Here is a 22,106-nt window from a genome sequence, read left to right as displayed (position 1 = left end):
CTTCTCCGACCGAAGTTCGAAGGATTTCGGTCGAGTTCGGTTGTAGACGGTTTTGTAGACGCCTCGTTCGAGGCGACCCGGCGCCTTCGCGGTGGCCGGCTCAGCCGGTCTTCGGGGCCGGGTGCTGGGCGCAGTGCGTCGCGAACGGATGCCCTGCCGGGTCGGAGTACACGCGCATCTCGTTCGGGCCGCGTGCGCCACGGGTCTCCAGCGGGCGGGCGCCCAGGCCGATGAGCCGGCGCTCCACCTCGTCGAGGTCCTCCTGGTTCACCAGGAAGTCGAGATGGGCCTGCTGCGAGTCGTCGGGGCGCGGCCAGCTGGGCGGGGCGGCGTTCAGGTCGCGGCGGAAGGCCATGCGCATGCCCTGCTCGCCGACGACATCGATGCGGTTGCTGCCGGGCAGCGTCTCGATCTCCCCGCCCAGCAAAGCCCGGTAGAACTCGGCCAGTTCCTCCGGCTCCGCACAGTCCAGGACCAGCACTCCGGCCCGCACCAAGCTCATGTCTCCTCCTCCTTCGCGCCCCGTGGCGCGCATCGGGGCGCCGAGTACCCGGGGCGGGCGGCGCCAACCGGGTTTCCGTGGTCCCTCACTGGTCACCCGGGCTCCGGCAGCGTTCCTCGAACCGAAAGGGCCCGGCATGAGCACCAAGGTCGCCGATCACATCCTCGCCCGCCTGCGCGCCTGGGGCGTGGAGCAGGTCTTCGGTTATCCGGGCGACGGCATCAACGGCCTGCTCGCCGCCTGGGGCCGCGCCGACAACCAGCCCGAGTTCGTCCAGGCGCGGCACGAGGAGATGGCCGCCTTCGAAGCGGTCGGCTACGCGAAGTTCAGCGGCCGCGTCGGCGTCTGCGTGTCCACATCGGGTCCCGGAGCTATCCACCTCCTCAACGGCCTGTACGACGCCAAGCTCGACCACGTGCCGGTCGTCGCCATCGTCGGGCAGACCGCCCGCAGCGCCATGGGCGGCTCGTACCAGCAGGAGGTCGACCTGCACACGCTGTACAAGGACGTCGCCTCCGACTTCGTGGAGACCGTCAACGTCCCCGAACAGCTGCCCAACGTCCTCGACCGGGCCATCCGCACCGCCACCGCGCGCCGCGCCCCCACCGCCGTGATCGTCCCGGGGGACGTGCAGGACCTGGACCACACCCCGCCGCCGCACGCCTTCAAGATGGTGCCCTCCAGCCTCGACCGCAGCTCGTGGACCGCCGAACCCGCGCAGGAAGCGGTGGAACGGGCCGCCGAGGTGCTCAACGCCGGGGACAAGGTGGCCATCCTCGTCGGCCAGGGCGCGGCCGGCGCGAGGGACGAGGTGCGCGAGGTCGCCGAACTGCTCGGGGCCGGCGTGGCCAAGGCGCTCCTCGGCAAGGACGTGCTCTCCGACGAACTCCCGTACGTCACCGGGGCGTCGGGCCTGCTCGGCACCCGCCCCTCCTACGAGCTGATGCGGGACTGCGACACGCTGCTCACCATCGGCTCCAGCTTCCCGTACTCGCAGTTCCTGCCCGACTACGGCAAGGCGCGCGGAGTGCAGATCGACATCGACCCGCACATGATCGGCATGCGCTACCCGTACGAGGTGAACCTCGTCGGCGACGCCCGCGCCACACTCCGCCGCCTGCTGCCGCTGCTGCACCGCAACGAGGCCCGCGACTGGTTCGACGAGACCTGCGCAAGTGTCCGGCGCTGGCACGAAGTCATGGACCGCCGGGCAGAGTTGAGCGCCGACCCGATCAACCCGGAACACGTCGCGCGCGCCCTCGACCCGCTGCTCCCGGACGACGCCATCCTCACCGCGGACTCCGGCTCCGCCGCCAACTGGTACGCCCGCCACATCACTATGCGCGCCGCGATGCGCGGCTCCCTGTCGGGCACGCTCGCCACCATGGGCTGCGGCGTCCCGTACGCGATCGGAGCCAAGTACGCGCATCCCGACCGGCCCGTCGTCGCGCTCGTCGGCGACGGCGCGATGCAGATGAACGGGCTCGCCGAACTCATCACCGTCGCCAAGTACCGGCACCGCTGGACCGATCAGCGCTTCGTCATCGGCGTGTTCAACAACCGGGACCTCAACCAGGTGACCTGGGAGCTGCGCGCCATGGGCGGCTCGCCGTCCTTCGTGCCCTCGCAGGAGCTTCCCGACGTCGACTACGCGGCGTTCGCACGGCAGTTGGGGCTCACCGGCATCCGCGTCGAGAAGCCCGACGCCGTTACCGACGCCTGGAGCGCGGCGCTCGCCGCCGACGGGCCGGCCGTCGTCGACTTCCGCACCGACCCGTCCGTACCGCCGATCCCGCCGCACGCGACATGGGAGCAGATGGAGTCGACGGCGGAGGCGATCATCAAGGGCGACCCGCAGCGCACGGACGTGGTCAAGCAGGGCTTCAAGGCGAAGGTGCAGGAGTTCATGCCGGGCGTCGGCAAGCGCGGCCACTGACGTAGTTTGGGGTCCGACCTGAGATCGGTGGGGCCTTGCGGGCAGGGGGAGCGGCAGTGGACGCGCGGGACGCGCTGGGGGAGCGGGACGGCACGGCCGGGCGGTTGCGCGCCATCTGCGACGAGCTGTCGGAGCGCTTCTACGAACGCGCCGACGTCGTAAGGACCTTGGTGACGGCGCTGCTCGCCGGGCAGCACTCCCTGGTGCTCGGACCGCCCGGCACGGCCAAGTCCGAGCTGGCCCGCGAGCTCACCGGCCGGGTCGAGGGGGCGGCGTACTGGGAGATCCTGCTCTCCAAGTTCACCGCGCCCACCAGGATGTTCGGGCCCATCGACGTCGCCGCCCTGGCGCGCGGCGAGTACCGGCAGGTCTACGACGGCCGCGCCACGACCGCGCACATCGCGTTCATCGATGAGATCTTCAAGTGCTCAACCGCCGCCCTCAACGAGACACTCGGCTTCCTCAACGAGCGGATCTACCACCCCGAGAACGGCGGCGCGCCGATCCACTGCCCGCTGATCGGCGCCATCACGGCCAGCAACGAACTGCCCGAGGGCGAGGACACCGCCGCGATCTACGACCGGCTCCTCGTACGGATCGAGGTCGGCTACCTCGAGGACCCCTCGAACTTCGCCGCCCTCGTCCGCTCGGCCGTCGGCGGCCGTTCCGGGGCCCCGGAACGCACCACGGTCCACCTGGCCGACCTTCAGCGGGCCGTGACCGAAAGCGTCCCCGATGTGGACGTGCCCGACGCCATCGTCGACGCCGTGTGCACACTGCGGGCCGCCCTGCGCCGCGAGGAACTCGTCGCGTCCGACCGCCGCTGGCGGCAGGCGGTGGGCCTGCTCCAGGCCTCCGCGTACCTCGACGGCCGCCCGGAGGTCGCCGAGACCGACCTGTCGGTGCTCACCCACGTCCTGTGGGACTCGCCCGCCCAGCGCCCGACCGTCGAGCGCGAGGTGCTGCACCTGGTCAACCCCGACGCCAAGGAAGCGCTCGACCTGGCCGACACCATCGAGGAGCTGGAGACCCAACTCGACGCCATGGCCGGGCAGTCCCGCGAGGCGCTGAGCGACTGGGTCATCAAGAAGGCCCACCAGCAGCTCGCCATGGCGGGGCAGCGCCTGGAGAAGCTCCGCGTGGAGGCGGCCGGCGCGGGCCGCTCCACCGCCGCCATCGAGCGGGTCACGGGACGCCAGCGCGCCGTCCGCGCCCGCGTCCTCGCCGAGGCCCTCGGTGTGGACGCCACCATGGTGCGGGACCGGCCCTGAACGCGCCCGTGCCCGCGCGCGCGGCCGTCGCGGCGGACCGGTTCGACCGGCTGACATGGCGCGATACGTATGAACAGGCCGCCGGAGTACGGGAGTTGGCGGTGGAACTCGCCGCGCGCCACGAATGCGCGGAGGATCTGCTCGCCGATGTGTTCCTGGCCGCGTACAAGGCGCGGGTGCGGATGCGCGAGCGCACGGAGATGGCGCGCTCGCGGCTGGTCAACCACGCCTTCGTGAGCGCGCTCGTTCAGTCGCCCGAGTTCGCCGAGCTGCGCCGGGACACCGTCGGCGACCCGTACGCCGCGGCCATGGCCCTACTGGCGCAGGGGTCCGCGCTGCGGGGGCTGCTGGAGCGGGAGGGGCAGGAGCGCACGGGAGAGACCGCCGGGCGTGAGGGCGAGGGTGCCGTCGAGGCGGTCATAGGCGCTCCGGGCTCCCCGGGCTCGGGCTCTCCCGGGGTCCGCGCCGCCGCCCGCAGCGCCGCCGCGCAGGCCTCCCGCGCCGTACGCCGGGAGGCCTCCCTGATGCGCGCCTGGGGCGTCGGACCCGGCGAGCTGGAGCGGCTGCCGTTCGAGGAGCGGACCCGGCTCGCCGAGCGGCTGCGTGCCGGGCGGCTCGCCGACTGGGCCGAACTCATCGGCCGCTTCCGGCAGATGGCAGCGGGTGAACGTGCCCGCAAGGTGGAGAACACCACCGGAGAGCTCGTCGGCGTAACCCTCGGCGACGACCTGTCCCGCGTCGTCCCCTCAGAACTCGCCGGACTCGGCGTGCCCGCCCTGCGCGCGGTGTTCGCCGCCCGGTACGCCGCCGGCGAGCTGATGCTCTACGACAGCCGGGGCGAGCAGCCCACCGGGCGCGGCGCCGTCATCGCGTGCGTCGACACGTCGCACTCCATGTACGAGGCGGGGCCCGGCGGAGTCACCCGTGAGGTGTGGGCGAAGGCGTGCGCGCTCGCGCTGCTCGACCAGGCCCGCGCCGGCGGGCGCGACTTCGTCGGCATCCTGTTCTCCGCCGCCGACAAGGTCCGCGTCTTCCGCTTCCCCGCCGACCGTCCTGCTGCACTGGAGACGACCCTGGAGTTCGCGGAGACCTTCCTCGGCGGCGGCACCAGCTACCAGGCGCCGCTGGGTGCCGCCCGCGACGTCCTTGAGCGGGAGTTCGACGCCGCCGCCCGTGCCCGCGGCGACATCGTGCTCCTCACCGACGACGACTGCGGCGTCACCGAGGAGTGGATGCGCGGCTGGAACGAGGCCAAGCACCGCCTGGGCTTCCGCGTCTTCGGCGTGGCCGTCGGCGCGCCGCGCGCCGCGGAGAGCGACTCCGTCCTGGACGCGCTGTGCGACAACCTCCGCTCGGTGGAGGACTTCACCGACGTGCATGCGGCCGCCGACCTGTTCCGCGTGATCTGACCCGCGCCCCGTTCACCCCTCACGTACCGGCTTCGGCTCGTTCACCACGTCGAGGAACACCTGGTCCGCCTCGGGCCAGCGCTCCTGGACCGCCCGCTTGACGCGTTCGAGGACCAGTTCCAGGCGTTCGCTCTCGATGCCGGGAGCGAGGTCGATCCGTGCCGCGACCAGTGTCGAGTCCATGCCCAGCTGCATCGTGTGCAGCGCCGCCACATTGTCGATCTCGGGCTGCGCGGCGAGGAGTTCGCGGATTCCCCGGTGCAGCTCCGGGTCGCCGGCCTCGCCGATGAGCTGGTCGCGGGCGTCCCTGCCGAGCCGGTACGCCACGTAGACGAGCAGCACGCCGATGCAGAACGAGGCCGCCGCCTCCCACTCGATCCGCCCCGTCACCATGTGCAGCGCCATCCCGCCCGCCGCGAGCAGCACACCGATCACTGCCGTGCCGTCCTCGGCGAGGACCGTACGCAGCGCGGGGTCCGAGCCGATGCCGTCGCCCGGCTGCGCGCGCACCTGGTGCACGGCACGGGCCAGCGAGCTGCCCTCCGCGAGCAGTGCCACACCGAGGACGACGAGCCCGGCGACGTAGCCACTGCGGGACTCCTCCTGGCCGCCCGACGTCAGCGCCTCGAACGCCTGGAAGAACGAGAAGCAGCCGCCCATGACGAAGATGCCGACGGCGGCGAGCAGCGACCAGAAGAACCGTTCCTTGCCGTAGCCGAACGGATGCCTGCGGTCGGCGGGGCGGCGGCTGCGGTGCAGCGCGGCCAGCAGGAACACCTCGTTGAGGCTGTCGGCCACCGAGTGCGCCGCCTCCGAGAGCAGCGCTGGCGACCCGGCGATGAGACCGCCGACGGCCTTGGCCACGGCGATCAGCAGATTGGCGGCGAGCGCCACCAGGACGGTGATCCGGGTCCTTCGGTCGTCTTCCTTGGAATTCTTCGCGGTCACGTCAACTCGCAGAGGGGTGAGTGGAGTACGGGCGGAATTCTCGGGAACTCGGCGCCTCAAGGAGGTATTCACCGTGATTCCTGTTCTGCTGGTCCTGTTGCTCGCGCTGCTGCTTTTCGGCGCGGGATTCGCTGTGAAACTGTTGTGGTGGGTGGCCATCGCCGTGCTGGTCGTGTGGCTGCTCGGGTTCGTGATGCGCAGTACGTCGGCGAGTGGATCGAGGTCACGCTGGTATCGGTGGTGAGTAACCGAACCAGGTACCGATAAACCCGGGAACGAAACCTTTGAAGTGCCGTCCCCGGCCGGCGGGAATGATCCGCGAAATACGGCCGGGGCGGCACTTTTCCCGTGCCGCGACTGGTTTCCGTGCGAGGGGCCCGGGATACCCGGACGGTCTGGCACAATCCACGCCCCCGGGAGGACGGCATGCCCGAGTACGGCTACTTTCTGGCGTCTGAGGAATTCGGGCCGCACGAGCTCGTCGAGCAGGCCCGGATGGCGGAGCAGGCGGGCTTCGACTGCCTGTGGATCTCCGACCACTACCACCCGTGGAACGACGCCCAGGGGCAGAGCCCCTTCGTGTGGAACGTGATCGGGGCCCTCGCCGAGGCCGTGTCGCTGCCCGTCGAGACCGCGGTCACCTGCCCCACCGTCCGCATCCACCCCGCCGTCCTCGCACAGGCCGTCGCCACCAGCGCCGTGCAGCTGGACGGCCGCTTCCGCTTCGGCGTCGGCACCGGCGAGGCGCTCAACGAGCACATCCTCGGCGGCCCCTGGCCCTCCGCGCACGTCCGCATGGAGATGCTCGAAGAGGCCGTCGCCGTCATCCGCAAGCTCCTCGCGGGCGGCGAGGTCACCCACCGCGGCGAGCACTACACGGTGGAGAACGCCCGGATCTACACCCTGCCCGAAGGCCCCGTGCCCATCGACATCTCCGGCTTCGGCCCGCAGGCCACAGCGCTCGCCGCCCGCGTCGGCGACGGCTACATCACCATGAGCCCCGACGACGAGCTGGTCACCCAGTTCCGTAAGGGCGGAGGCGGCGCGAAGCCCGTCGCCGGTGGCCTGAAGGTCTGTTACGGGCCCGACCGGGCGGAGGCCGTGCGCCGCGTACACACGCTGTGGGCCAACCAGCTGCTGCCCGGCGAACTCGGCCAGGTGCTGCCCACGCCCCGCCACTTCGAGCAGGCCGAGACCCTCGTCACCGAGCGGATGGTCGACGGCGCGATGCCCTGCGGCCCCGACATCGACGAGCACCTGAGCGCCCTACAGGCCTTCGCCGACGCCGGCTTCGACCGTGTCTACGTCAATCAGATCGGCCCGGACCAGCAGGAGTTCTTCGACTTCTACCGGACGAAGGTGCTGCCGCAGCTCAAGGACGGCGCACCCAGCGGTGCGACCAGCGGCTCGGCAGGGTGAGGCGCGGCAGACGACCATGACGACCAGCGCTCCGAAATCCCCGAGCACCTGCCTTCCCGTCGAACGCCTCGACGTCAGCGCCTACACGGTGCCCACCGACGCCCCCGAAGCCGATGCCACCCTCGCCTGGGACAGCACGACGATCGTCTTCGTCGAGGCCAGGGCCTGCGGCCTCACCGGCATCGGCTGGACCTACGCGCCCCCGGCCACCGCCGATGTCGTCCGCGACCAACTCGCCGTGCTCGTCGAGGGACGCGACGCGTTCGACATCCCCGCCGCCCACGCGGCGCAGTGCCGGGGCGTGCGCAACGCGGGCAGGCCCGGCATCGCGTCCTGCGCCATCTCCGCGGTCGATCTCGCCCTGTGGGACCTCAAGGCCCGCCTCATGGACCTCCCGCTCGTCCGCCTCCTCGGCGCGGCACGGGACACCGTCCCCGTCTACGGCAGCGGCGGCTTCACCACGTACCACGACAGCCACCTGGCCGCCCAGCTCAGCGGCTGGGTGCACGGCCAGCACATCCCCCAGGTCAAGATAAGGATCGGCGAGGCCTGCGGCCGGGCCGTGCCCCGTGACCTCCAAAGGGTCCGCAGCGCACGCCAAGTCATCGGCCCGGACGCCGAGTTGTACGTCGACGCGGGCGGCGGCTACAACCGCAAGCAGGCGATCCGCGTCGGCGAGGCACTCGTCACGCACGGCGTAGGCTGGTTCGAGGAACCCGTCTCCTCCGACGACCTCACCGGCCTCCGCCTCGTCCGCGACGCCCTCGTCTGCGACGTCACCGCCGGCGAATACGGCTACGACCTCCCGTACTTCGCTCGCATGATCTCCGCGGGCGCCGTCGACTGCCTCCAGGCCGACGTCACCCGCTGCGGCGGCATCACGGAATTCCTCCGCGCCGCCTCCCTCGCCCACGCCCACGGCCTGGAGATCTCCGCCCACTGCGCCCCGCACGCCCACGCGGACGTGGCGGCGGCGATCCCCAACCTCCGCCACGTCGAGTGGTTCCACGACCACGTCCGGATCGAGTCGATGTTCTTCGCGGGCGTCCTCGACCCGTCGGGCGGCACGGTGCGCCCGGGGCAGAACGGCCCGGGCAACGGCCTGGAGCTGAGGAGCGAAGAGGTGGAGGAGTACCGGGTGGCCTGATCCGGCCCTGCGGCGGTCCTCCGCGCGGGTAACGGCCGACGCCCCGGGTACCCGGTTCGCTCCGCACCCGAGACTCAGAATCCCGAGGACACGACATGCCCCAGACCAAGGGCACGAAGGACCCGAACGACGTGGTGCAGCTTCTTCTTCAGCAGCACGTCAGGATCCGCGAACTGTTCGAGGAGGTGGCCAACACCAAGGGCGAGGAGCGCAAGGAACGCTTCCACGAACTGGTGAGGCTGCTCGCGGTGCACGAGACCGCCGAGGAAGAGGTCGTGCACCCCTTCGCCCGCAAGAACATCCAGGGCGGCGAGCACGTCGTCAAGGACCGGATCGACGAGGAGGAGAAGGCGAAGAAGGCCCTGTCGAAGCTCGATGACATGGACCCGGACTCGCCGGAGTTCCTCGACAGGTTCGCCGCGCTGCGCCAGGACGTCCTCGCGCACGCGGACGCGGAGGAACGCCACGAGTTCGCCCACTTCAACGAGGTCGCCGACCGATCGAGGCTGGAGACCCTGGGCCGCGCCGTGAAGGCGGCGGAGGCCGTGGCGCCGACGCGACCGCACCCCGGCACGGACTCCGCGGCGAAGAACATCGCCGCGGGCCCCGTGTCCGCGGTCGTCGACCGAACAAGGGACGTCATCCGCAAGGCGACCGGCAAGACCTGACCGGCCGCGGACGCGGAGAGGTGCGGGGCGGAACGTGCGCCCCGCACCTCTCCGCGTCCGGTGTGCCACGCGGTTTGGCGCACGCCGATCCGGCTACCCGCACCGAAGCCGTACGTTCCCTGCCGTACGTTCCCTGGAAAGGAGACGGGCCGGTGACCTCGCTGGCGAAATTTCCGTATCCGTACGCCGAGGACCCCACGGGCGCCGACCGTGCCCTGATGATCGAACCGCCCAAGGACGACCTCGTCCGCTTCCTCGAGGACCGTTTCGCCTGCGCGCAGTCCTGCACGGAGTGCGCCCGGGCGTGCGCCCTGCTGGTCAGCTCCACCGACCTGGGCCCCGTCGCCCCGCAGGTGCACGGGCCCGTGCGCTCGGTCCCGAACGAAGGGCAGGACAAGGCCGACGCGCCGCACGGGCTGCGGCGCGCGCTGCTGCTCAGCGTCGAGGTGTGCGACGCGACGTGCCGGCTCCTTTCGGAGGAGGCACACCAGGACGAGTACGGGCTGCGGCTCCAGGTCGAGTGGTGCCGGGCCGTCACCCTGGAGTGCGCCCACGCCTGCGACCGTACGGACGACGCCGCCGACTGCGCCGAACGGTGCCGGGCCTGCGCGCGGGCGTGCACGGACTTCCTCCAGACCCTCGGCTGACGTTCCATCAGTTCCCGCGGTCCCCGGCATTCCCTATTTCTGGAACGCGTTCTACTGTGTGCGCCGTCAGGCTGGCGCAAGCCGGCTCCCGTACCACGCAGTTGACCGCCAGGAGGGGCCGTGCACCTCGAATACACGCCTGAGCAGCAGCAGTTGCGCACCGAGCTGCGCGCCTACTTCGCCGAGCTCGTACCCGAGAACGCGTACGCGCGCTACGAGGACCCGGCAGCGCAGAAGCGGTTCTACCGCGAGACGGTGCGCCGGCTCGGCAGTGACGGGTGGCTCGGTGTGGGCTGGCCGAAGGAGTACGGCGGCCGCGGTCTGTCCCCGATGGAACAGTTCATCTTCTTCGACGAGGCCGCCCAGGCGGGCGTGCCACTGCCGTTGATGGCACTGAACACCGTCGGCCCGACCATCATGCAGTTCGGGACGGACGAGCAGAAGGAGTTCTTCCTCCCGAAGATCCTCTCCGGCGAGCTCGACTTCGCGATCGGCTACAGCGAGCCCGACGCGGGCACGGACCTGGCGGCGCTGAAGACGCGCGCGGTCCGCGAGGAAGATACGTACGTCGTCAACGGCCAGAAGATCTGGACGACCAACGGCGACACGGCCGACTGGGTCTGGCTCGCCGTCCGCACCGACCCGGACGCGCCCCCGCACAAGGGCATCACCATGCTGCTCGTCCCGACGACGGACCCCGGCTACTCCTGCACCGTCATCAACACCCTCGCCTCGCACGACACCACGGCCAGCTACTACGAGAACATCCGCGTCCCCGTCTCCCGCCGGGTCGGCGAGGAGAACAAGGGCTGGCGCCTGATCACCAACCAGCTCAACCACGAACGCGTCACGCTGGCCGCCCACGGCACCATGGCGATCCGCGCCCTGCACGACGTGCAGCGCTGGGCCATGGAGACGAAACTCGCCGACGGCCGCCGCGTCATCGACCTCGGCTGGGTCAGGAAGCGCCTCGCCCAGACCCACACCAAGCTCGACGCGATGAAGCTCCTCAACTGGCAGATGGTGAACGCCGTCCAGCAGGGCACGCTCCTCCCGCAGGACGCCTCCGCCGTCAAGGTCTACGGCTCGGAGGCCCGCCGGGACGCGTACGCCTGGCTGATGGAAGTGGTGGGAGCGGCGGGCGCGTTGAAGGAGGGAAGCGCGGGGACGGTGCTCCACGGCGAACTGGAGCGCGGCTACCGGTCCGCCGTGATCTTCACGTTCGGCGGCGGGAACAACGAGATCCAGCGGGAGATCATCTCGTGGATCGGCCTGGGGATGCCGCGGGTGCGGCGCTGAGCGGGTCGAACGTGATCCGGGCGAGGACGGGAAGGTGGTCGCTGCCGGTCGCGGGCAGCGTGCGGACGCGGCCGACCTGCGCCGAGCGGGCCATCACCTGATCGATCCGGGCCACCGGGAACGCGGCGGGATAACTGAAGGCGAACCCGCGCGCGGGCACGTCCAGTTGTGAGGTCAGCGGGGCGAGCCCCCGGTCGTCGACCGTGCCGTTGAGGTCGCCGAGGACGAGCACGGTGGGCGTCGGCTCGGCGGCGACCGCCGCACCGAGCTTGCGCGCGCTCTCGTCCCGCCACCGCGACGCGAGGCCACTCGCGTCGATCCGGATCGAGGGCAGGTGCGCGACGTACACCGCTGTGTCGCGCCACGGAGTCTCGACGACCGCGCGCAGTCCGCGGTTCCACGGCTCGGTGATCCCCACGGGCTTGATGTCGGTCGGGTGCACACCGGTGAGGGGGTACTTCGACCAGAGCCCCACCGTGCCCACCACCGCGTGATGAGGGTAATTCCCGGCCAGCGTGCGTTGGTACTGCGCCCGGGCCTTCGGCAGCAGCTCCTCCAGGGCGATGAGGTCGGGTCCGTGCCCGGACAGTGAGCGCGCCGTGCCGGCCGGATCGGCGTTCTCGTCACTGGCGTTGTGCTGCACCACGACCAGGTGGGGTGCGCCGGGCCAGGGGTCGGGCAGCAACACGCCACATCGGTACCCCCAGGCCGCCGTCGGCAGCAGCAGGGCCAGCAGTGCGAGCGGTGCCCGGCGCAGCAGCGCCAGGGCGACGAGGACGACCAGGAGCAGCCAGGACCACGGCAGGAACGACTCCACCAGGCTCCCGATGCGCCCCGGCGTGTTCGGGATGTACCGGTGGAAGATCAGGACGAGCGCGGTCAGGACGGCGAGCGCGGCGAGCACGTGGCCGCGACGCCAGAGCGGGCGTCTGCCGCCCGCCCCGTCCGTGGAGGCCGTCGTTCCGCTGTCCCGCTCGCTCATGTCGCCCCGTCCGCTCGCCCGTTGTCCCTTGCACACCAGGACGAGTCGGCCGTTGATCGGGTTCCGGCCCGGCCCGTGTGCGTACGCTGCGACCAGGAGGTGCTGTGCGACATGAGCGAAGCGGACCCCGGGCTTTTCGGCCCCGACTCGGTGACCTGGCAGATGCACGCCGACCCGATGATGTGGATCGCGGGCGTGCGCGCCCTGTACTTCCAGGCGCTGCACCCGCGCGCGGTGCGCGGCGTCATGCAGAACTCCGACTTCCGGCGCGACGCCTGGGGCCGACTGATGCGGACCGCGGGCTTCGTCGGTACGACGACGTACGGGACGAGCGAGGCCGCCGAGGAGGCGGGCGCGCGCGTCCGGCGGATCCACAGCCACCTGGGGGTGACCGACCCGGACACGGGGGAGCGGTACGGCGTCGACGAACCGGAGTTGCTGCTGTGGGTGCACTGCGCCGAGATCGACTCCTATCTGCACGTCGCGCGCCGCTCCGGCTTCAAGCTCACCGGGGCGCAGGCCGACCGGTATGTCGCCGAGCACCGGACCAGCGCCAGGCTCGTCGGCCTCGACCCGGAGAAGGTTCCGGGCAGCCGCGCGGAGTTGGCGGCGTACTTCGAGTCCGTGCGGCCCGAGCTGGCCGCCGGGCCAGAGGCCCGCGAAGTCGACGACTTTCTCCAACGGCCGCCCACCCACCTGTTGCTCATCCCCGCGCGCGAAGCCCTTTGGCGGCGCGTGGCCAACCTGGCGTACGCCTCCCTGCCGCCGTACGCCCATGAGCTGTACGGCAGGCGGGCCCCCGCCCCGGCCATCGTCACGCGCCGGTTGCACGCCACGGGCACGGCGCTGCGCCTGATTCCCGCCCGTGTGCGCTGGCAGCTCCCGCCCAAACACATCCTGCGGGCGATGGGGAGACTCGGTGTCGACGCCCGTCCCGCCCCGTACAAAGTCGACAGAGGGGAAGCCATACTGGACGGGCCGGGGAGGGCATAGCGACGTGACGGGGGCGACGGCGGGAGATGCCAGGGGTGGGGGAGACGCGGGACGGCATGCTGATCCACGGGCGGTATCAGCTGATCGACCTGATCGGCCGGGGCGGCATGGGCGAGGTCTGGCGGGCGCGCGACGAGGCGCTCGGCCGGCACGTCGCCGTGAAATGCCTCAAGCCGCTCGGTCCTGAGCGCGACCAGGCCTTCACCGGCATCCTGCGGGAGCGGTTCCGCAGGGAGGCGCGGGTCGCCGCCGCGCTCCAGCACCGGGGCATCACCGTCGTGCACGACTTCGGCGAGTACGAGGGCATCCTGTATCTCGTCATGGAGCTGCTCGGCGGGAAGAACCTCAGCCAGCTCCTCGTCGACAACCGACACCGCCCGCTGCCCGTGGACGACGTCGTCGACATGGCCGGACAGGTAGCGTCCGCCCTCGCCTACACCCACGAACAGGGCGTGGTGCACCGGGACCTGAAGCCCGCGAACATCATGCGGCTCGGCGACGGCACCGCCAAGATCTGCGACTTCGGCATCGCCCGGCTCGGCCACGACATCGGCTTCACCGCCCGCCTCACCGGCACCGGCATCGCCATGGGGACCCCGCACTACATGTCGCCCGAGCAGATCGGGGGCGACCAGGTCGACGAGCGCAGCGACCTGTACTCGCTGGGATGCGTGCTGTACGAGATCGCCACGGGCGCCCCGCCGTTCGACCTGGAGGACGCGTGGTCCGTGCTCGTCGGGCACCGCGACACCGAGCCGGAAGCGCCGCGCGGACATCGGCCCGAGCTGCCCGGCTATCTCGACCGGATCATCCTGGACCTGCTCGCCAAGGACCCCGACGAACGGCCGCGCGACGCGCGGGAGCTGGGACGCCGTATCACGGAAGGCGCGCTGCCCGGACGCGGGACGTACGTGCCGACGGTGCGGGCGACGCTGATCGAGCCGAGCGCGGGCGTGCCCGCACAGCCGCGGGATCCGGAACGGTCGGCGCAGCCCGAAGCGCGCGAGCCCCGGCTGCCCTCCTGGACCCGCGGCATGACCACGGGACACAAGGCCACCGCGGGCCCGGGCCCGCGCGTCACACCCCCGGACACGGCGGCCGGGCTCTCCGGCGAGTGGATCCCGCGCGACACCGACCGCACCCCCACCGCGCCGGAAGCGGCGGGCCGGCCCGCCCCCGACCCGGCACTCCTCGCCACCCTCGTCTCCCGGCACAACGCGGGACTCAGCCTCGGCAGGGTCGAGCGCTGGGCCGAGGCGGGCGAGGTGCACCGCGCCGTCGCCGCCGAGCGGGAGCACGCCCTCGGCCCCGACCACCCGGACACCCTCGCCAGCCGCTACGAGGTCGCCTTCACCCTCAGCCGCACCGGGCGTGCCGCCGACGCGCTGCACGAGTACCGCGGCGTCGTCGAGGGCCGCGAGCGCGTCCTCGGCCCCGAGCACCCCGACACGCTCGGGGCGCGGCAGGAGGTCGCGTACGTACTGGGCAAGCTGGGGCGGCACTTCGAGGCGCACCAGGTGTACAGCGCCGTGCTCGCCGCCCGTGAGCGGGCCATGGGCCCCGAGCACCCGGACACGCTGCGCTGCCGCCACAACCTCGCCTTCAACCTCAGCAGGCTCGGACGCCTGGAGGACTCGTACCGGATGGCGGACGAGGTCGCCGACGCGCGCGCCCGGGTCCTCGGCGCCGACCACCCCGACACACTCGTCACCCGCTGCGAGGTCGCCTACGCCCTGGGCCAGCTCGGCCGCTGGAGCGAGGCGCTGCGGGTGTACCAGGAGGTCGTGCGGGCACGGGCGCGCGCGCTCGGCGCCGACCACCCGGACACCCTCGCCGCCCGCTACGAAGTGGGCATCAGCCTCGGCCGCCTGGGCCGCAGCGCGGAGGCCCTCACGCTCTACCGCGACCTGATCGACGACCGTACGCGGGTCAGCGGGCCCGACCACCCCGAGACGCTGCGGGCCCGGCACGGGCTCGGGGTGAACCTAGGGCGGATGGCCCGTTGGGAGGAGGCCCTCGCGGAGGCCCGCGACGTGTGCGCGATCCGCGGGCGCGTGCTCGGCGCCGACCATCCGGACACGCTCGTCAGCCGCCGCGAGGTCGCCGTCGGCCTCGGCTGGCTCGGCCGCTGGCAGGACGCCCTCGGCGAGTACCGCGCGGTGGCCGGTGCCCGCGAGCGCGTCCTCGGCGAGGCCCACCCCGGCACCCTCGCCAGCCTGGGCGACGAGGCGCACTGCCTGGAGCAGCTGGGCCGCACGACGGACGCGGTCGCCCTGTACCGGAGGGTGGCCACGCTGCGCCAACAGGGCGCGCCCGGCGCGTGAGCGCGGGCCCGTCCTCTGACGCCGCGCGGCTCGTGTTACCAAGTGTCATGCCCGCACATGATCTCCGCGCCCGCTACGACACGGTCGTCGTCGGCGGCGGCCATAACGGCCTGGTGGCCGCCGGTTACCTCGTCGGCGCCGGACGGTCCGTCGCCGTGCGCCGACAGGGCGCGCCCGGCGCGTGAGCGCGGGCCCGGCCTCTGGTCGACGCCGCGCGGCTCGTGTTACCAAGGGTCATGCCCGCACATGATCTCCGCGCCCGCTATGACACGGTCGTCGTCGGCGGCGGCCACAACGGCCTGGTGGCCGCCGCCTACCTCGCCCGCGCAGGACAGTCCGTCGCCATCGTCGAACGCCTCGGCGCCACCGGCGGCGCCGCCGTCTCCACCCGCCCGTTCCCCGGCGTCGACGCCCGGCTCTCCCGTTACTCGTACCTCGTCAGCCTGCTGCCCAAGAAGATCGTGGCCGACCTGGGACTGCGGTTCGCGACCGCGACCCGCGACGTCTCCTCGTACACCCCGACCGTCCGCGACGGCCGGCCGACGGGACTGCTCGTGGGTGGCGGGGAGGAGCGCACCCGTGCCGCGTTCCGCGAACTCACCGGTGGCGAGCGGGAGTACGAGGCGTGGACCCGGTTCTACGAGACGACCCGGCGCGTCGCCGAACGCGTCTTCCCGACCCTCACCGAACCCCTGCCCAGCCGGGCCGCGCTGCGTTCTCTCGTGGACGACGAGGCCGCCTGGCGGCTGCTGTTCGAGGACCCCATCGGCGTCGGCATCGAGGAGCACTTCACCGACGACCTGGTGCGCGGCGTCGTCCTCACCGACGCCCTGATCGGGACGTTCGCCGACGCCCACGACGCGTCCCTCGCCCAGAACCGCTGTTTCCTGTACCACGTGATCGGCAACGGCACGGGCGACTGGGACGTCCCCGTCGGCGGCATGGGCGCTCTCACGGACGCGCTCGCCGCCGCGGCCCGCTCGGCCGGCGCCGACCTCGTCACCGGGCACGAGGTGACCCGCATCGAGACGGACGGCGCCGAGGCCGAAGTCACGTACAGGACGGCCGACTTCGAGGGCACCGTCGCCGCCCGCGACGTCCTCGTCAACGCCTCACCGCAGGACCTCGCCCGGCTCACCGGTGACACCCCGCCGGCCCCCGCGGAGGGCGCCCAGCTCAAGGTCAACATGCTGCTGAAGAGGCTGCCGCGCCTGAGGGACACCTCCGTCGACCCGCGCGAGGCGTTCGCCGGAACCTTCCATGTGGCGGAGGGATACGGCCAGTTGGCGACGGCGCACGCCGAGGCCGCCGCGGGCGCCCTGCCCAGTGCGCCGCCCTCCGAGATCTACTGCCACTCGCTGACCGACCCGACGATCCTCGCCCCGGACCTGGTGGAACGCGGCTACCAGACGCTCACCCTGTTCGGCCTGCACACCCCGGCCCGGCTCTTCGCCGCCGACAACGACGCGGCCCGCGCGGACCTGCTGAAAGCCACGCTCGCCCAGCTCGACGCCCACCTCGCCGAACCCATCGAGGACTGCCTCGCCGAGGACGCGGAAGGCCGCCCCTGCGTCGAGGCGAAGACCCCGCTCGACCTGGAGCGTGACCTGCGGCTGCCCGGCGGCAACATCTTCCACCGGGAGCTCTCGTTCCCGTACGCCGCTGAAAGCACCGGCCGGTGGGGCGTGGAGACCGCGCACGCCAACGTCCTGCTGTGCGGCGCGGGCGCCGTGCGCGGCGGCGGGGTCAGCGGAATTCCGGGACACAACGCCGCGATGGCGGTGCTCGGCGGCTGACCCGACCGCACGCGTGTAGAAACTACGCGTAGAAACTAGTCCTGGGAGGCCGTCCAGCCCTTCGCCTCGATACGGGACGCGTCCGCCGGGCGCGCGTCGTCGAACGCCACGGCGTCCCCGTCGAGGACGCGGATGCCATCGACGTAGGCGCCCCGGCCCACGTAGAGCTGGTCCGTCGCGTAGCGCCATCTGAGGCGCAGGGCGGACGAGGCGAAGGTGCCCAGGTCGGCGGTGAGGCGGTGCCAGGTGCGGTCGGCGTAGCCGTCGACCGCACCCGACGGGTGGGCGTCGGAGCGGCCCGTGGTGAACGGCAGCGGCTTCCAGGCCGAGCCGCCGTCCGTGGACGCCTCCAGGAACAGGAAGTCGGAATGCGGCTCCGTGTCCCACCACAGGTCGCAGTCGAGCCGCGCCTCGTCGGACGCGAGGCGCAGATCCGGCAGCGTCAGCGTCGCCGACGTGGCGCTCGCCATGCCGGAGAACCAGGCGGTGCGGCCGTGCTTGGGGCGCACGGCGACCGCGCGCGCCATGTTGTCGCCCGCGGCGACCCGGGGAGCGGATCCGGATCGCCAACTGCGCACGGGGTGCACGGAGTTGCCGAGGACGATGAGGAACGAGTCGGTCGTCGGGTCGAGGACGAGCGAGGTGCCCGTGAACCCGGTGTGGCCCGCCGTGCTCGGTGTCGCCATCGCGCCCATGTACCAGTGCTGGTAGAGCTCGAAGCCGAGGCCGTGCTCGTCGCCGGGGAAGTCGGTGTTGAAGTTGGTGAACATGAGGTCCACGGACTTCTGGGACAGGATCCGGGCCTTGCCGTAGGTCCCGCCGTTCAGCAGCGTGCGGCCGAGCACCGCCATGTCCCAGGCGCAGGAGAACACACCCGCGTGGCCCGCGACGCCGCCGAACGCGTACGCGTTCTCGTCGTGCACCTCGCCCCACACCAGGCCCCGGTCCAGGCCCGACCACGGCGCGCGGGCGTCCTCGGTCGCCGCGACCTTGGGCTTCCAGGAGGCGGGCGGGTTGTAGCGGGTGCGGGTCATGCCGAGCGGCCCCGTGATCCGCTCGGGCAGCAGCACGTCCAGGCGCTTGCCGGTGAGCTTCTCGACGACGAGCTGGAGCGTGATGAGGTTGAGGTCCGAGTACAGGTACGTGCTGCCCGCCGGATTGATCAGCGCCTCCTTCCACAGGAGGGCGAGCTGCGCGTCGCGCCCGGACACCTTGTAGAAGGCGATGTCGGGCTCGAACCCCGAGGTGTGCGTGAGGAGTTGACGGACCGTGACGTCCTGCTTGTCGCCGCCGGTGAACTCGGGCAGGTACGTGACGACCTTCGCCTCGAGGTCCAGCGCGCCGCGCTCGATCTCCTGCACGGCGAGGATCGACGTGAACAGCTTGGAGATCGAGGCGAGGTCGAAGACGGTGTCGTCGGCCATGTCGATCTGCTGGTCGGCCGGGAACTCGACGCCCGTGTCCGTCTTGTCGTCGTAGTGGGAGTAGCGCACCGCCTTGCCGATCGGCTGGTGCAGCGCGACCGTGCCGCCACGGCCCGCGAGCAGCACCGCGCCCGCGTACCAGGGGTGCTTGGGGCCTCCGGGGAAGGCGCCGAGGAACTTCTCGGCGTCGGCGACGAGTTGGCGCAGATGTCCCGCGAGGAGGCCAGCGCGCTCGGGGGAGCCGCGCCGCAGTGTCGGCCGGGCCGCCGCGGCCTCGGTGGCGGCCGCGGCGGGGCCCGCCGGGAACGGGGCGAGGGCCAGGGCGCCACCCAGGGCGAGGCCCGCCGCGCCGAACTGTCGCCGGGTCGGGCCCGAGGCCGAGCCGCCGCTGTGCGGTCTGTCCACTGCTTCGGGTTCTCCACTCATGGACGTCATGGACGAGGCCCTTCTGAAAAATTCTTTCGGGATCTACCGAGTCGGATGAAATTTCTCTGTCAGCGCTGCCTCGTGTCAACACCCCTGCGGTGCGACCGGCCGATGAAGAATCTGACGCCGCATCAGAAAACCCCTTCCGTCGTCCGCCGCGCTGCGGCATCCTGCGCGCATGCAGACGGAGCTGAGCAAGAAACTGGGGATCGAGCACGCCGTCTTCGGCTTCACGCCGTTCCCTGCGGTGGCCGCGGCCATCAGCAGGGCAGGAGGCTTCGGCGTGCTCGGTGCGGTCCGCTACACGGCACCCGACGACCTCAAACGCGACCTCGACTGGCTGGACGGACACGCGGACGGACGGCCCTACGGCCTCGACGTCGTCATGCCCGCCAAGAAGGTCGAAGCCAAAGGGAATCAAACACTGACCGAGGCCGACATCGAGGCGATGATCCCGCCGGAGCACCGGAAGTACGTCACGGAGACCCTCGCCAAGTACGGCGTCCCGGAACTCGCCGAGGGCGAGGCGTCCGGCTGGCGCATCACCGGCTGGATGGAGCAGGTCGCCCGCAGCCAACTCGACGTCGCCTTCGACTACCCGATCAAACTCCTCGCCAACGCACTCGGTTCACCGCCCGCCGACGTCATCGCCCGCGCCCACGAGCACGACATCCTCGTCGCCGCGCTCGCGGGCAGCGCCCGGCACGCCAAGAAGCACGCAGAGGCGGGCATCGACGTCGTCGTCGCGCAGGGCTACGAGGCAGGCGGCCACACCGGCGAGATCGCCTCCATGGTGCTCACGCCGGAGGCCGTGGAGGCCGTCGACCCGCTGCCGGTCCTGGCCGCGGGCGGCATCGGCAGCGGCCAGCAGGTCGCCGCCGCGCTCGCGCTCGGCGCGCAGGGCGTGTGGCTGGGCTCGGTGTGGCTGACCACCACCGAGGCCGACATGCACTCGCCCGCCGTCACCCGCAAGCTGCTCGCCGCGGGCTCCGGCGACACGGTGCGCTCGCGCGCGCTGACCGGGAAGCCCGCGCGCCAGCTGCGCACCGAGTGGACGGACGCGTGGGACGACCCGGCCGGTCCTGGCACCCTGCCGATGCCGTTGCAGGGCCTGCTCGTCGCCGAGGCCGTGTCCCGGATCCAGAAGTACGAGGTGGAGCCCCTGCTCGGCACGCCGGTGGGGCAGATCGTGGGGCGGATGAACGAGGAGCGCAGCGTCCAGGCGGTCTTCGACGACCTGACCCGCGGCTTCGAGAAGGCGATCGACCGCATCAACAAGATCGCAGGACGGTGAGTGACAAGCATGAGCGCATCCCCCGACAGCACACCCCCCAACGGCTTCTGGGCGCAGGCCACCGCTGATCCCGACCGTACGGTCCTGATCGCCCCGGACGGCGAGCCGTGGACGGCCGGTCGCCTGCACGCCGCCGCCAACAAGATGGTTCACGGCCTCCGTGCGGCGGGCCTGGAACGCGGCGACGCCTTCGCCGTCGTGCTCCCCAACAGCGTCGAGTTCTTCACCGCCTACCTCGCCGCCTCGCAGGCCGGCTTCTACCTCGTACCGGTCAACCACCACCTCGTAGGGCCGGAGATCGCCTGGATCGTCTCCGACTCCGGCGCCAAGGTGCTCATCGCGCACGAGCGGTTCGCCGACGCGGCCCGCTCCGCCGCCGACGAGGCGGGCCTGCCCGACAGCCACCGGTACGCGGTCGGGAACGTCCCGAGCTTCCGCCCGTACGCCGAACTCCTCGACGGGCAGAGCGGATCGGCGCCCGAGGACCGCACGCTCGGCTGGGTCATGAACTACACGTCCGGCACGACGGGCCGCCCCCGCGGCATCCGCCGCCCGCTCCAGGGCAAGCTCCCCGAAGAGGCGTACCTCGGCGGCTTCCTCGGCATCTTCGGTATCAAGCCGTTCGACGACAACGTCGCCCTCGTGTGCTCGCCGCTCTACCACACGGCGGTCCTCCAGTTCGCGGGCGCCGCCCTGAACATCGGGCACCCCGTCGTCCTGATGGACAAGTGGACGCCCGAGGAGATGCTCCGCCTCATCGACGCCCACAAGTGCACGCACACGCACATGGTGCCGACCCAGTTCCACCGCCTGCTCGCGCTGCCGCAGGAGGTCAAGGACCGCTACGACGTCAGCTCCATGCGGCACGCGATCCACGGCGCCGCGCCCTGCCCCGACCACGTCAAGCGCGCCATGATCGACTGGTGGGGGACGTGCGTCGAGGAGTACTACGCGGCCAGCGAGGGCGGCGGCGCGTTCGCCACGGCCGAGGACTGGCTGAAGAAGCCGGGAACCGTCGGCAAGGCCTGGCCCATCAGCGAGTTGGCGGTCTACGACGACGACGGGAACCGGCTTCCCGCCGGCGAACTCGGCACCGTGTACATGAAGATGAAGACCGGCGGATTCTCGTACCACAAGGACGAGGGCAAGACGAAGAAGAACCGCATCGGCGACTTCTTCACCGTCGGCGACCTCGGCGTGATCGACGAGGACGGCTACCTCTTCCTGCGCGACCGCAAGATCGACATGATCATCTCGGGCGGCGTCAACATCTACCCCGCCGAGATCGAGTCCGCGCTCCTGACGCATCCGGGCATCGCCGACGCGGCGGCGTTCGGCATCCCCAACGACGACTGGGGCGAGGAGGTCAAGGCCGTCGTCGAGGTCGCGGAGGGTCGCGTGGCCGACGACGCGTTCGCCGCCGAGATCCTCGCTCACTGCGAGTCACAGCTCGCCGGCTACAAGCGCCCCAAGAGCGTCGACTTCATCGAGACGATGCCCCGCGACCCCAACGGCAAGCTCTACAAGCGCCGCCTGCGGGACCCGTACTGGGAGGGGCGGACCCGAGTGGTGTGACCGTGCGCCGGTGGTGGCTGCCCCTCGCGGGATGCGGGGGCAGCCA

Annotated in this window: 19 protein-coding genes; 15 read left to right on the top strand and 4 right to left on the bottom strand. The window is 71.7% G+C overall.

Annotation, left to right across the window (positions count from 1 at the left end; genetic code table 11):
• Positions 1 to 100: 100 nt before the first annotated feature.
• Positions 101 to 502 (bottom strand): VOC family protein, encoded by a 402-nt coding sequence (locus ACP4E5_RS03475; RefSeq protein WP_425825203.1) that lies wholly within the window; start codon positions 500 to 502, stop codon positions 101 to 103.
• Positions 503 to 638: 136 nt separating this feature from the next.
• Between ACP4E5_RS03475 and ACP4E5_RS03470 the strand changes: the two genes are divergently transcribed.
• Genes ACP4E5_RS03470 through ACP4E5_RS03460 form a run of 3 tightly spaced genes read left to right on the top strand, consistent with a single transcriptional unit; the run spans position 639 to position 5,118 of the window.
• Positions 639 to 2,438: a thiamine pyrophosphate-requiring protein gene (locus ACP4E5_RS03470; RefSeq protein ID WP_425825202.1), complete on the top strand. Its 1,800-nt coding sequence runs from the start codon at positions 639 to 641 to the stop codon at positions 2,436 to 2,438.
• A 56-nt stretch (positions 2,439 to 2,494) separates the two neighbouring features.
• On the top strand, positions 2,495 to 3,709 hold the full coding sequence (locus tag ACP4E5_RS03465) for an AAA family ATPase (RefSeq protein WP_425825201.1): 1,215 nt from the start codon (positions 2,495 to 2,497) through the stop codon (positions 3,707 to 3,709).
• Positions 3,706 to 5,118 (top strand): VWA domain-containing protein, encoded by a 1,413-nt coding sequence (locus tag ACP4E5_RS03460; RefSeq protein ID WP_425841056.1) that lies wholly within the window; start codon positions 3,706 to 3,708, stop codon positions 5,116 to 5,118. The genes ACP4E5_RS03465 and ACP4E5_RS03460 overlap by 4 nt, the downstream gene beginning before the upstream one ends.
• A 12-nt stretch (positions 5,119 to 5,130) precedes the next feature.
• On the opposite strand, the gene ACP4E5_RS03455 is transcribed toward ACP4E5_RS03460, so the two are convergent.
• Entirely contained in the window at positions 5,131 to 6,066 is a 936-nt protein-coding gene (locus tag ACP4E5_RS03455; protein ID WP_425825200.1) for a cation diffusion facilitator family transporter, read from the bottom strand.
• 73 nt (positions 6,067 to 6,139) lie between these two features.
• On the opposite strand from ACP4E5_RS03455, the gene ACP4E5_RS03450 reads away from it, so the two are divergent.
• From ACP4E5_RS03450 to ACP4E5_RS03425, 6 genes are all read left to right on the top strand, one after another.
• Positions 6,140 to 6,310, top strand: a complete 171-nt coding sequence (locus ACP4E5_RS03450; protein ID WP_425825199.1) for a hydrophobic protein — start codon at positions 6,140 to 6,142, stop codon at positions 6,308 to 6,310.
• Between the two features lie 182 nt (positions 6,311 to 6,492).
• Positions 6,493 to 7,485: an LLM class F420-dependent oxidoreductase gene (locus tag ACP4E5_RS03445; protein WP_425825198.1), complete on the top strand. Its 993-nt coding sequence runs from the start codon at positions 6,493 to 6,495 to the stop codon at positions 7,483 to 7,485.
• A gap of 16 nt (positions 7,486 to 7,501) precedes the next feature.
• Positions 7,502 to 8,632: an enolase C-terminal domain-like protein gene (locus tag ACP4E5_RS03440; RefSeq protein WP_425825197.1), complete on the top strand. Its 1,131-nt coding sequence runs from the start codon at positions 7,502 to 7,504 to the stop codon at positions 8,630 to 8,632.
• Positions 8,633 to 8,727: 95 nt separating this feature from the next.
• Positions 8,728 to 9,300: a hemerythrin domain-containing protein gene (locus tag ACP4E5_RS03435; RefSeq protein ID WP_425825196.1), complete on the top strand. Its 573-nt coding sequence runs from the start codon at positions 8,728 to 8,730 to the stop codon at positions 9,298 to 9,300.
• A gap of 218 nt (positions 9,301 to 9,518) precedes the next feature.
• On the top strand, positions 9,519 to 9,947 hold the full coding sequence (locus tag ACP4E5_RS03430; protein WP_425841053.1) for a four-helix bundle copper-binding protein: 429 nt from the start codon (positions 9,519 to 9,521) through the stop codon (positions 9,945 to 9,947).
• 120 nt (positions 9,948 to 10,067) lie between these two features.
• Positions 10,068 to 11,246 carry an acyl-CoA dehydrogenase family protein gene (locus ACP4E5_RS03425; RefSeq protein WP_425825195.1) on the top strand — a complete coding sequence of 393 codons (1,179 nt, stop codon included), beginning with the start codon at positions 10,068 to 10,070 and terminating at the stop codon, positions 11,244 to 11,246.
• Here ACP4E5_RS03425 and ACP4E5_RS03420 read toward each other — a convergent pair.
• Positions 11,203 to 12,228 (bottom strand): endonuclease/exonuclease/phosphatase family protein, encoded by a 1,026-nt coding sequence (locus ACP4E5_RS03420; RefSeq protein ID WP_425825194.1) that lies wholly within the window; start codon positions 12,226 to 12,228, stop codon positions 11,203 to 11,205. The genes ACP4E5_RS03425 and ACP4E5_RS03420 overlap by 44 nt on opposite strands.
• A gap of 111 nt (positions 12,229 to 12,339) precedes the next feature.
• Between ACP4E5_RS03420 and ACP4E5_RS03415 the strand changes: the two genes are divergently transcribed.
• From ACP4E5_RS03415 to ACP4E5_RS03400, 4 genes are read left to right on the top strand one after another with little or no spacing between them, the layout of a single operon-like run.
• Entirely contained in the window at positions 12,340 to 13,221 is an 882-nt protein-coding gene (locus ACP4E5_RS03415; RefSeq protein ID WP_425825193.1) for an oxygenase MpaB family protein, read from the top strand.
• Positions 13,222 to 13,277: 56 nt separating this feature from the next.
• Complete coding sequence (locus tag ACP4E5_RS03410; RefSeq protein ID WP_483030477.1) at positions 13,278 to 15,545, top strand: tetratricopeptide repeat protein; 2,268 nt, start codon at positions 13,278 to 13,280, stop codon at positions 15,543 to 15,545.
• Between the two features lie 47 nt (positions 15,546 to 15,592).
• Positions 15,593 to 15,730, top strand: coding sequence for a hypothetical protein (locus tag ACP4E5_RS03405; protein ID WP_425825191.1), 138 nt, complete (start codon positions 15,593 to 15,595; stop codon positions 15,728 to 15,730).
• A 51-nt stretch (positions 15,731 to 15,781) separates the two neighbouring features.
• Positions 15,782 to 17,341 (top strand): phytoene desaturase family protein, encoded by a 1,560-nt coding sequence (locus ACP4E5_RS03400; protein WP_425825190.1) that lies wholly within the window; start codon positions 15,782 to 15,784, stop codon positions 17,339 to 17,341.
• A gap of 35 nt (positions 17,342 to 17,376) precedes the next feature.
• On the opposite strand, the gene ACP4E5_RS03395 is transcribed toward ACP4E5_RS03400, so the two are convergent.
• The gene (locus tag ACP4E5_RS03395; protein WP_425825189.1) at positions 17,377 to 19,191 is read right to left on the bottom strand and encodes a serine hydrolase domain-containing protein; all 1,815 of its coding nucleotides are present in this window, start codon (positions 19,189 to 19,191) and stop codon (positions 17,377 to 17,379) included.
• A gap of 178 nt (positions 19,192 to 19,369) precedes the next feature.
• On the opposite strand from ACP4E5_RS03395, the gene ACP4E5_RS03390 reads away from it, so the two are divergent.
• Both ACP4E5_RS03390 and ACP4E5_RS03385 read left to right on the top strand, forming a co-directional pair.
• On the top strand, positions 19,370 to 20,485 hold the full coding sequence (locus ACP4E5_RS03390) for an NAD(P)H-dependent flavin oxidoreductase (protein WP_425825188.1): 1,116 nt from the start codon (positions 19,370 to 19,372) through the stop codon (positions 20,483 to 20,485).
• A gap of 9 nt (positions 20,486 to 20,494) precedes the next feature.
• Positions 20,495 to 22,060, top strand: a complete 1,566-nt coding sequence (locus ACP4E5_RS03385; protein ID WP_425825187.1) for an acyl-CoA synthetase — start codon at positions 20,495 to 20,497, stop codon at positions 22,058 to 22,060.
• Positions 22,061 to 22,106: the final 46 nt, after the last annotated feature.

This window comes from Streptomyces fractus (genome assembly GCF_049844455.1).
GTDB lineage: Bacteria > Actinomycetota > Actinomycetes > Streptomycetales > Streptomycetaceae > Streptomyces > Streptomyces fractus.
The sequence above is the reverse complement of the archived record's forward strand: the minus strand, read 5'-3'. Positions and strand labels throughout refer to the sequence as shown.